Source organism: Bacillus sp. AR2-1 (genome assembly GCF_008368755.1).
Taxonomy (GTDB): domain Bacteria; phylum Bacillota; class Bacilli; order Bacillales; family Bacillaceae_G; genus Bacillus_A; species Bacillus_A wiedmannii.
The window spans coordinates 66,723-75,293 of the sequence record NZ_QORY01000023.1 but is presented as its reverse complement, the minus strand read 5'-3'; the positions used below and the strand labels follow the sequence as shown (position 1 = coordinate 75,293).

The following is an 8,571-nucleotide window of genomic DNA, read 5'->3' as shown; positions in this document are numbered from 1 at the left end:
AAGAAAAGTTTTTGATTTTATACTATGAACTATAACTAATATATTTCGTCTCACACATGTAAACACTCTTTTCTTCAGTTGGGACATATACTTTAAACTTTTCTAAACGTTTTCCGTAAATATGAATAGTGACAACGCTTTCATTTTTAGCTATTTCAAGAATATGACAATCAGCTGGTGGAATGACTTTATCTGTTTCTCCTTCTCCCAAATAAAGATTTCCTGTATGTGTTAAATAAACAAGTGAATTTTCAAACTGCTTCGTTTGTATAAAGTTTTGCACCATTATCCTCCCTGTAAAAACGCCTTCTACTCCCCATGTACCATCATGATCATGTAAAGGTGTAGATTGTCCATCTTTCCATACAAGAGCTAATACTTCAAAACGATTAAAAGGATCTTCATATAACAAATGTCGTGCGTATTGAGCCGAATTCGCCTTCTGTTTTTCTAACGGAAGCCATGTTTTCTTTTCTAAAAGTTCTTCTAGTAATTTTTCAATCGCACAAACAATTTGATCTTCTAATAAATTACTATCCATTAAATCCGTTACAGCTTTAATAAATGTTTGAAACGTTTTACTTCCATTACACGTTAACATAAGCGTCCTCCTCCATTCTTTTTCACACACCTCCATACTAAATAACTAACTAAAATTTTACAATTGAGAAATAAAGTGAAACTTTAATCAGTGGGGGTTTTGTTCATCTCCCACTGATTATTAGTTGAACCAATCGGACGTTTACTGTCCGTTAACGCGGGATAAAAAAACAAGGTACAGTAAATTTGTACCTTGCTGATCGATTTACCTATTATTCAAAAGAATAGGTAAGTAATTTAACGTTTGTTCATTTTCCAATAGACATTTTTCTAAATTGAACAATGGAGATAACTCTATTTTTTCAAAAGCATTTATGAAAGTTCTTAATGCAATCTCAGCTTCTAAACGTGCAAGTAGTGCTCCTAAGCAAAAGTGTGCACCTTTACCAAATGTTAAATGCTTTTCATTTCCTATTCGGTGTATATTAAATTTAGAGGCTTGCGAAAACTTTTTCTCATCTAAATTTGCTGCACTTACCCACGCAACAATCATTTGATCCTTTTTCATAAAAGGCCCAAATATATTTGTATCCTCTGTAATCCTCCTAGCTAATGTAACGGGAAAGCGATAGCGCAATACTTCCTCAATTGCCTTTGAAATTAATTTAGGTTCTTCTCTTAATTCTTTATATGTTCCAGGTGAATCCACTAAAAAGCAATAAAAGCTATTAATAATTAAATTAGTAGTTGTTTCATTGCCTGCCGCTAATAAACCTAAAGAAAAAGTAACAATTTCTTCATCTGTTAATCTTTCGCCTTCATATTCAGCTCGTATTAAATCCGAAATAATATCATCGGTTAAATGGTACCTCTTTCCCTGAACAATCGGTAGAAGATATGCTTTAAATTCATTTAGTGCTATACCCTTTTCCGCATCCAGATCACTAAACTTTTCTTTACTATACGGCATAAATAAAATATCAGACCATGCTTTAATTTTTTTACGGTCCGTTGTTGGCACTCCTAATAAATCGGATATGACGGTAACAGGTAAAGGTGCAGCAAACTCTTCAACAATATTAACCTCACTATATTTTTCGATATGTTCTATAAGTTCATTTGCGATTGCCTGTATTCGGGGTTTCCATTGTTCTAAACTTCTTGGAGTAAATGCTTTAGAAACGATAGAACGTACATTGCGATGTTCTGGTGGATCCGTAGAGTTTATATTTATCCTAGTTTCTAAAGGAGGGATTGCGAATTGTCTTCGCTCCCTTCTACTTGAAAATAAGCGATAATCCGATAAAACTCGATTTACATCATCGTATAAAAAAACATTCCATACATCTTGCTCTTCATCGTAATGTACAGGGTGATTATCCCTCATAAATTGATACCACTCATACGGATTCCACAATTCTTCTTTTGTTTTCAGCTTTGAAATTTCATGAACTAAAATCACATTTTCCGGCGAAGCCATAGTTCTTTCCTCCCTTTTCTTTTACAATAAAAGTGATAGGTCGGTAGTTCAAAGTTGTATAATCTAACATATGTTATTTTAACATATACTAAAGGAGATTTTTTATTGGAGAACTTGAGAAATATATAAGGGGGATTTTTATGTACGTTGACATTTTACTATTAGCAGAATTAACAACTGGACCAAAACATGGATATGAAATAAAGAAAAATGTTCAAAACCGGTTAGGTGAGAATTTCGAATTAAATCATAACACACTATATCCCGCTCTTCGGCGCTTCGAAAATATGGGTGCTATAACGAAAAAAATACATAAACAAGTCGGAAAGCCAAACCGAAATATGTACGATATAACTGAAACAGGTGAAGAAATTTTTTCAGAGATGTTAAGAGAGTTTCCTGAAAAAATTGCGACAAATAACGCTGAGTTCCTTGTACGTATCGCTCTATTTGAAAAACTTGATTACGAAGGTAGAAAAGAAATTTTAACAATACGCCAAGACGTACTACATAAACAGCTTACTGCTATTAAATCTTTAGATGTTAGCTCATCTTTTATTACAGAAGTTATTGAATTTAGTAAATCACGTATAGAACACGAATTACTCTGGATTACATCACTTATGAAGAAAATATAAAAATTAACAAGAAAAGTTAAAAATAATGAATGAAAATGAGATTTATTATCAATACTATAATTAATAAAAGGGCAACCACGATTTGGCTACCCTTCAAAAAATTTATACTTCTGGATCGAAAGTTTTGCAATCTGTTTCTTCCGTAGTTGATGCATGTTTCCCTTTATGACTTACTACATAAATTGCATCTGCACTACATTTATTGCCGTTAGCCCAAAATTTACAGTTGTTTACTTCACATAAAACGTCTTGTGCCATAGTATCACACCTCCTTGTTCTATTATCATTAACAAAATTCGGAGGTATGATACTCTTTGTCATGCATTTTTTATTACCTTTTTAGCTTTCTTAATGGTTCAATATTTCCTTGTACAATAGCATCTATATTTTCTGTTATTTTTTCAATGTCAAAATGCCACCATTGAATTTGCAATAACTCTTCTACTATTGTATTTGTAAATCGTTCCTTTATTTTATTTGCAGGGTTTCCGCCAACAATTGTATATGGTGCGACGTCTCTAGTCACAACAGATTTAGCTGCAATGATTGCACCATCTCCTATTTTTATTCCAGGCATAATCGTTGCATCCATACCAATCCATACATCATTTCCTATAACTGTATCCCCTTTGTAAGGTAAATCAGACAAATTAGGTGTATACTTCTCCCACCCATTTCCAAATATATTAAATGGATATGCCGAAAATCCATCCATCCGATGATTCGCTCCGTTCATAATAAAGGTAACTCCATTTGCAATACAACAAAACTTTCCAATAGTAAGATGATCTCCAAGAAATTCATAATGATGTAATACTCGATCTTCAAATGTTTCTCCATCTTTCGCATCATAATAAGAATAGTCACCAACAAGTATATTAGCTTTCGTTATTGTATTTTTTATAAAATGGACATTTTGATTTCCTTCAATAGGATATTTAACATTTGGATTAGGATTCATGTTGTACAGCACTTCCCTTACCATTTATTTCACTTTCTACCGCTATTACTGGCTTTAAATTGTATATAGGTAAAATAAATAATAATCCAATTATAAATAGTAAAGCTGTTCCCTCATACATCGTACTTAATGAGAACACCTCTTTTAATGAACCGGCTACACTCATTGTTACTACCATTGAACCGGTAAATAGTGGACTTAAAATGCCATTTACACGACCGATAAAATCAGTATCGCTATTTTGAATAATGAGCGTATTAATACCTATTTGGATACATGGAAGAGCTAACCCACTAAAAAGTTGTGCTGTAAGTGTCACCCATAAATTCGTTGAATAACCTATAATACCAATGCCGATCGCCTGACCGAGCATCCCTACAATTAACATCTTTTGCGGAGCTACGTTTTTCGCAAATACCATCGCTAAAGCTCCGCCAACAATCATACCCGCGCCATTTACTGTTAGTAACCATTGCAAACTCTCTTTTGATAACCCTAACTGCTCAGTCACAATAAATATACCTAATGGCTGAATCAATCCTATACCTAGTCCTGCTGCCATAAAACAAAGCCCAAGCAAAGTTAATGCTTTTTTCTTTTTCACATATTTAATACCATCCAGCATCTCCTGTAGTAGCGTGATTTCTTTCTTCTCATTATCATTCTCAAGATCTTTCGGAAGAAATAACAACACAGCAGCTGCCAGTAAAAAAGCGATACCTGTTATGATAATTGAAATATAAATTCCAAAACTATGAAAGATAAATGTTCCAAGAATCGGTCCTAACACCATAAAAATCGCAAATATTGTTTGATATATAGACATCGCTAATTGAATTTGTTCCGTTGATAAATGCTGTTTAAACAATTTCATCCCTGATGGTTGAGAAAACTGCGAAAGGATTGCAGAAATAAGCGTGACAAAAAACACGATTTTCCACGTTCCAAACATTAGTGTAATTAATACAGCGAATACTGAAATAGAACTTAACGTCTCACACCATATCATTGTCCTCTTCGGCTTCCACCTATCAGCAAAAGTTCCACCAATGAATGAGAAAATAAAAATGGGCGCAAATTCAGCAACTGAAATCATTGAAATAGCAAAAGCATCACCTTTCGTCATTTCCATTACATACAGTAATACGGCAAAGTTTCGAACCCATATTCCAATTTGTAAAAATAATGCTGAAGCTAAAATTCCCTGTACAAATCTATTTTTCAATACTTGTGATACCCCATTATTTTGTTTCGTTACTACATTTGTCGACATAAAAAGGCCTCCTATTTCGTGTTCTGAACAGGAGGCAGCACAAATCATATAAAAAGACTATATATTCGCAGAGCGAAATACATCCCTTTTCTATAAATGTACAGACTAACCCTATTCAGAAGAATATTTCGTTTTTTAACGAAGATCTCTTACAAATAGAATTAGTTGATCATTGGGATGTGTTCACCCTTCCGTTTCGAATTTAAATAACACATACATACTCTATGTAAAGCATTTTCGATGTATGCATGTCTTAAAATAAATATTCTAGAATGTTAATGGTAATTCCTCTAAAGAACGCATTAAATAATTACCTTGCCATTTAATATCTTCACGATTTCCTTTTAATTGCAAAGCAGGCATTCGATTAAACAAAGTAGTAATAGCAATCTTTGCTTCCAACCTAGCAAGCGGAGCGCCTAAGCAGAAATGGCTACCATGCCCAAATGCAATGTGACGATTATTCTCCCGAGTAATATCGAATACATCTGGGTTTTCAAATATTGTTTCATCGCGGTTTGCCGAAGCTAATGCAATTACAACCATATCCCCTTTTTGGATTGTTTGTTCGTGAATTTGAAAAGGCTCAGCTGCCCATCTTGCAGTTGTAACCTCAACTGGAGAATAATAACGCAATCCTTCTTCAATTGCAGAATCAATTAATTTTGGATTACCTTTTAATAACTGTAATTGATTTGGATTTTCAAGAAGTGCTAATACCGTATTCGTAATTAAATTCACTGTTGTCTCATGCCCTGCTACGATTAATAGCATTATCATTGAATATAGCTCTGGAGCACTAAGTTTATGCCCTTCATTTTCTGCAAGTATTAGCGCACTAACCAAATCTTCTTTTGGATCTTTTCGTTTTATATCAACTATATATTGAAGATATGTAATAAACTCAGATAGTTGTTTTTCGGTTTCCTTTATTTCTTCAGGTGTTTCTGGCGATGCAATGACAGCATGAGACCAAATTCTAAATTTCGCTTGATCTTCTTTTGGAATACCAAGCATCTCACTAATCACAATGATTGGTAAGGGGAATGAATAATCATCCACTAGATTTAATGTACCTTTTCGCTCTATCTCTCTTATTAAATCATCCGCTATTCTCTGAATTCTTCCGTCTAATTGTGTAATCATCTTCGGTGTAAAAGCTTTTTGAACTAAAGATCGTAAACGACTGTGATTAGGTGGATCTGAATTTAACATGTGCGTTGTTAAATGATCACTATTGTCAACGGAAAGATACATGTTCGTTGTATCTTGAGGAAACACATTTGCCGCATCTTTTTTTAAGCGATTATCTTTTAGAAGTGGCAATGCATCTTCATATCTTGTAATGAGCCATTCTTTACCGATTTCAACTTCATTTACAAATAATATAGGTTGCATTTTTCGCGATTCTTTATAAATTTCATATGCATCTTCTTTAAACTGCGCTGAAGCCAAATTAATGCCATCTTCTATTCTTTGCCCAACTTTATTTTTCATTGACATTGTATTCCCTCACTCTCATTTGTTTTTAAAAACCAACCAACATATGCATTATACTCTAATAAAAACGTGAAAATTGTAAATTTTTAATCAAAATCTTACTTCATATATTGAAAAATAAAAAAGTGAGAGAGTAAGATCTTTCTACTCTCTCACTTTTCTTTATGCGAAGCACATGAAATTACTAATTTGTTGATAGCGATAACTTACTTTACGACGACGACCACCTTGCCAAGTGTAACCTGATACTCCGTTTCTTCTCACTTCAGTCGGAAAGAACCATAAGTCTCTCCCGAAAGGTCCTGGACGATGTAAACGTAAAAATCCCCATCTTCCTAGACAGTTACACATCCATGATTTCATATTTCCTGGTTGTGCTGGCGAAGCAAATGTGGATGGTAACGATGGAGCTTGAGATGGTGGTGGTGACGTTGGAGCATCTTCCGCATCATCTGGTCTATAATCTTCTTGTTCCATATCTCTCACTTCATTTACAGATTCATACCCGTAGTTTTGTGGATTATAATACACCCCTTGATCATATGGATAATTTTGCTGGTTATACATATTAACAAATCACCTACTTTTCATTCAGTACCTTTAACATTCATATGTGATTTGCCTCCTATAGGAAGCTTATGTATAGCCTAAATTCAACAAAAAAATAAAGCTCGTATTTTAAAAATACGAGCTTCTTCATAATCGGAATAGATGTATTATTTTCTTAATTTCACACTATAAAAACGCATTTCATCTAACGAACCTTCAAATTCAAATACTTCTTGTTTAATTAATTCCTTTAAGCGATATTCTAAAAACGTATCGCCAACTAACTGCTCTACATGACCAAGTGCTTCACCAATTACCCTAGGGGCTTTTAGGAATTCTCGATCAGCACCTATACTTTTCGCACATTCAATAATAAATTGATCAAAATAATCTTCTTGTACAGAACGCACTTCATTGTCTGTCCAAACTCTTAAAAATTCCGTACTTTTCGATAGACTATCCCACTCATGTTCAAACTGCATACGTTTCTCTACAGTTAAATATGGCAATTCTACAAAACTTTTTTGAATTAGAGCTAAACTTTCAGGTGCTAACTCTCCAGTTCCACGAATAGCATACTCTTTTTTTAATATTTCTTTACTTGCTTCAGACGTATTAATAACGCGAATGTTTTTCTTATCTTTTAATTGCGCCATTACAAAACATAGACCTACATGTTCATGTGCGTTATTAGCTTTCCAAATTGTAATAGGTGTTTCAATAGGAATAGTGTGTAGTTCTTCCATAGTTTCTAAAAACCTTGGTAAATACTCTTCTTCAAAATAATTATCATAAGCAGTTAAATTGTTTACTAACCATTTCTGTCTTGCAAGTTGTCCCTCATTCATATGTAGCTTGTTTATCGGCCCAATTGAAAAGAATTCAGAAAAAGCGACAACCCTCTCTTCCAATTGTTCTTCTTGACTAAACATATATTTTAAACATCCAGCTGTTGAATCATCAAACGCAATATGTACGTGTGAGCTTTCTTTTACATTTCTTATATATGATGTATTACTCGTTAGTTGCTTAGGAATATCCATCAAATTTTTAATTGCATCTTCACTATAGTTTTCTTCTAATAAATTCAACTGAATAAGAATACTTTGAAGTAAATGTTTTGCTTCATCTTCGTACATATCCTCTACAACATTTTTGATTTTATCTATCATACAAATCCCTCTATTCATTTCATAAATAACGTATATTATAGTGTATCATTTTAGTATCATTCTTTTAAAGTTTTTTAAAGTAAAAGCATTTATTATTCAGATTGCTACAGCTATCCACATTTTCAAAAAAAATCTCTCCTACAATTCTTAATTACTAAATATTCTTTTGTAAATCCTTTTATTTAAATGTATACTTATACAGAAAATAAAAAATATAGGAGCTATATGTATGGAGAAAGCGATTACTACTTATAAACATTATTTGAAAAATTGGAGATTTATATTTATTTGTATATTACCTACTATCGCCTTATTATATGTTTTCGATGTCATCTTTGAATTACTATTTCATCAAGATTTCTATTTATCTAACTTAATTTTTGCTATTATTTTATTTTTAATATTTATGAGCATCAAAGATATGTTTAAAATTGAAAGTTAAAGAGCCGGATAAAAAA

At 32.9% G+C, this 8,571-nt stretch carries 10 protein-coding genes; 2 read left to right on the top strand and 8 right to left on the bottom strand.

Annotation, left to right across the window (positions count from 1 at the left end; genetic code table 11):
• Window positions 1-22: 22 nt before the first annotated feature.
• Window positions 23-601: a cysteine dioxygenase family protein gene (locus DT250_RS24940; RefSeq protein WP_088063592.1), complete on the bottom strand. Its 579-nt coding sequence runs from the start codon at window positions 599-601 to the stop codon at window positions 23-25.
• Window positions 602-805: 204 nt separating this feature from the next.
• Window positions 806-2,020 (bottom strand): cytochrome P450, encoded by a 1,215-nt coding sequence (locus DT250_RS24935; RefSeq protein WP_149213877.1) that lies wholly within the window; start codon window positions 2,018-2,020, stop codon window positions 806-808.
• A gap of 140 nt (window positions 2,021-2,160) precedes the next feature.
• On the opposite strand from DT250_RS24935, the gene DT250_RS24930 reads away from it, so the two are divergent.
• Window positions 2,161-2,658 (top strand): PadR family transcriptional regulator, encoded by a 498-nt coding sequence (locus DT250_RS24930; RefSeq protein ID WP_149213876.1) that lies wholly within the window; start codon window positions 2,161-2,163, stop codon window positions 2,656-2,658.
• Between the two features lie 102 nt (window positions 2,659-2,760).
• On the opposite strand, the gene DT250_RS24925 is transcribed toward DT250_RS24930, so the two are convergent.
• From DT250_RS24925 to DT250_RS24895, 6 genes are all read right to left on the bottom strand, one after another.
• Window positions 2,761-2,916, bottom strand: coding sequence for a DUF1540 domain-containing protein (locus DT250_RS24925; RefSeq protein WP_000046089.1), 156 nt, complete (start codon window positions 2,914-2,916; stop codon window positions 2,761-2,763).
• A gap of 73 nt (window positions 2,917-2,989) precedes the next feature.
• Window positions 2,990-3,619 (bottom strand): Vat family streptogramin A O-acetyltransferase, encoded by a 630-nt coding sequence (locus DT250_RS24920; RefSeq protein ID WP_088063589.1) that lies wholly within the window; start codon window positions 3,617-3,619, stop codon window positions 2,990-2,992.
• On the bottom strand, window positions 3,609-4,892 hold the full coding sequence (locus tag DT250_RS24915) for an MFS transporter (protein WP_098133338.1): 1,284 nt from the start codon (window positions 4,890-4,892) through the stop codon (window positions 3,609-3,611). Before DT250_RS24915 ends, DT250_RS24920 begins: the two co-directional genes overlap by 11 nt.
• A 267-nt stretch (window positions 4,893-5,159) precedes the next feature.
• Window positions 5,160-6,395 (bottom strand): cytochrome P450 family protein, encoded by a 1,236-nt coding sequence (locus DT250_RS24905; RefSeq protein ID WP_088063587.1) that lies wholly within the window; start codon window positions 6,393-6,395, stop codon window positions 5,160-5,162.
• Window positions 6,396-6,554: 159 nt separating this feature from the next.
• Window positions 6,555-6,959, bottom strand: coding sequence for a hypothetical protein (locus DT250_RS24900; protein WP_088063586.1), 405 nt, complete (start codon window positions 6,957-6,959; stop codon window positions 6,555-6,557).
• 149 nt (window positions 6,960-7,108) lie between these two features.
• Entirely contained in the window at window positions 7,109-8,113 is a 1,005-nt protein-coding gene (locus DT250_RS24895) for a DUF1835 domain-containing protein (RefSeq protein WP_088063585.1), read from the bottom strand.
• 229 nt (window positions 8,114-8,342) lie between these two features.
• Here DT250_RS24895 and DT250_RS24890 point away from each other — a divergent pair, with 229 nt between their 5' ends.
• Complete coding sequence (locus DT250_RS24890; protein ID WP_048547123.1) at window positions 8,343-8,555, top strand: hypothetical protein; 213 nt, start codon at window positions 8,343-8,345, stop codon at window positions 8,553-8,555.
• The last annotated feature ends 16 nt before the right edge of the window (window positions 8,556-8,571 follow it).

What these genes read in the sequence shown, in the direction of transcription:
- DT250_RS24940 (WP_088063592.1), bottom strand. Translation starts at nt 601, where the DNA reads ATGTTAACGTGTAATGGAAGTAAAACGTTTCAAACATTTATTAAAGCT.
- DT250_RS24935 (WP_149213877.1), bottom strand. Translation starts at nt 2,020, where the DNA reads ATGGCTTCGCCGGAAAATGTGATTTTAGTTCATGAAATTTCAAAGCTG.
- DT250_RS24930 (WP_149213876.1), top strand. Translation starts at nt 2,161, where the DNA reads ATGTACGTTGACATTTTACTATTAGCAGAATTAACAACTGGACCAAAA.
- DT250_RS24925 (WP_000046089.1), bottom strand. Translation starts at nt 2,916, where the DNA reads ATGGCACAAGACGTTTTATGTGAAGTAAACAACTGTAAATTTTGGGCT.
- DT250_RS24920 (WP_088063589.1), bottom strand. Translation starts at nt 3,619, where the DNA reads ATGAATCCTAATCCAAATGTTAAATATCCTATTGAAGGAAATCAAAAT.
- DT250_RS24915 (WP_098133338.1), bottom strand. Translation starts at nt 4,892, where the DNA reads ATGTCGACAAATGTAGTAACGAAACAAAATAATGGGGTATCACAAGTA.
- DT250_RS24905 (WP_088063587.1), bottom strand. Translation starts at nt 6,395, where the DNA reads ATGTCAATGAAAAATAAAGTTGGGCAAAGAATAGAAGATGGCATTAAT.
- DT250_RS24900 (WP_088063586.1), bottom strand. Translation starts at nt 6,959, where the DNA reads ATGTATAACCAGCAAAATTATCCATATGATCAAGGGGTGTATTATAAT.
- DT250_RS24895 (WP_088063585.1), bottom strand. Translation starts at nt 8,113, where the DNA reads ATGATAGATAAAATCAAAAATGTTGTAGAGGATATGTACGAAGATGAA.
- DT250_RS24890 (WP_048547123.1), top strand. Translation starts at nt 8,343, where the DNA reads ATGGAGAAAGCGATTACTACTTATAAACATTATTTGAAAAATTGGAGA.